The organism is Nonomuraea sp. NPDC002799 (assembly GCF_053592075.1).
The window spans coordinates 1-1,552 of sequence record NZ_JBSFVA010000137.1 but is presented as its reverse complement, the minus strand read 5'-3'; the positions used below and the strand labels follow the sequence as shown (position 1 = coordinate 1,552).

1 protein-coding gene is annotated in these 1,552 nt (G+C 67.4%); it reads right to left on the bottom strand.

Annotation, left to right across the window (positions count from 1 at the left end; all coding sequences use genetic code 11):
- Nucleotides 1–1,493 (bottom strand): type I polyketide synthase (locus tag ACWD0F_RS52080; protein ID WP_449890587.1); only part of this gene is annotated, 1,493 nt, incomplete at its 3' end.
- Between the last annotated feature and the right edge of the window lie 59 nt (nt 1,494–1,552).

Below are 1,552 nucleotides of genomic sequence, written 5' to 3'. Positions count from 1 at the left end.
CCGAGTTCAAGGTGGGTGGTGACGCCGTGCTGGAGCAGGGTGTGTGCGGCATCCGCGAAGCGGACGGTGTCGCGGAGTTGGCGGACCCAGTGCTCAGCGGTGAACATCTCGACGGGTTGTCCGGTGCGGGTGGAGATGATCGGGATCGTTGGCGGCGCGTAGGTGAGGGCGTTGATCGCGGTGTGGAACGGCTGGAGGATCGGGTCCATGTGCGCGGAGTGGAAGGCGTGACTGACGGTGAGTTGGCGGGTGCGGACGCCGTGTGCCGCGAAGTGTTCGGCGATGGCCAGGACGTCGTGGGTGTCGCCGGAGATGACTACGGATGTGGTGGTGTTGACGGCGGCGAGGGCGACGGTGTCGCTGAGGTGGGGTTGTATCTGGTCTTCGGTGGTGTTGATGGCGAGCATGGCGCCGCCGGGGGGCAGGGTTTGCATGAGGTGGGCGCGTGCGGTGATGAGGGTGCAGGCGTCGGTGAGGGTGAGGGCCCCGGCGATGTGGGCGGCGGTGATCTCACCGATGGAGTGGCCTGCGAGGTAGTCGGGGGTGAGGCCGTGCTGCTGGAGCAGGTGGTGGAGCGCGGTTTGGTGGGCGAAGAGGGCGGGTTGGGTGTGGCCGGTTTGGTGGAGTTGTTCGGGGTCTTCGGCCCACATGATGTCGCGGAGCGGGAAGTCGAAGTGGTCGCAGACGTCGTCGAGCGCGCGGGCGAACACCGGATGGCGTGCATACAGTTCGCGGCCCATGCCGGGGTGTTGGGCGCCTTGCCCGGTGAACAGGTACGCGACCTTGCCGCCGTCGCCGGTGGTGATCGGCGCCTCGCCGTTGGCCAGCGCTGCTAAGCCGGTGAGGTAGTCCTGGCGGGTGGATGCGGTGACGGCGGCGCGGTAGCCGAACTGCGAACGCCTGAACAACGTGTAGGCGACGTCGCCGAAATGAAGGTCCGGCTGCGCTTGGACACGGTCGGCGAGATGGCGGGCTTGGGCGCGCAGGGCGTCACTCGTTTTCGCGGACAGCAGCCACGGTAGTGGCTGGGGTGTTGAGGGCGTGGCGGGCTCGGGCGGTGTGGCGGTTTCTAGTTGCGGTGGTTGTTCCAGGATGAGGTGGGCGTTGGTGCCGCTGATGCCGAAGGAGGAGATTGCGGCGCGGCGGGGGTGTCCGTTGGGTTGCCATGGCTGGGCTTGGGTGAGCAGGTTGACAGCGCCGGAGGTCCAGTCGACATGGGGGCTGGGTTGGTCGGCGTGCAGAGTTCGGGGCAGGGTGCCGTGCCGCATGGCCATGAGCATTTTGATGATGCCGGCGACGCCTGCGGCGGCTTGGGTGTGGCCGATGTTGGATTTGATGGAGCCGAGCCATAGTGGTTGGTCGCGGTTTTGGCCGTAGGTGGCGAGGATGGCTTGGGCTTCGATGGGGTCGCCGAGGGTGGTGCCGGTGCCGTGCGCTTCCACTACGTCGACGTCGGAGGGGGTCAGTCGGGCGCTGGCCAACGCTTGTTGGATGACGCGTTGTTGGGCGGGTCCGTTGGGGGCGGTGAGGCCGTTGCTGGCGCCGTCTTGGT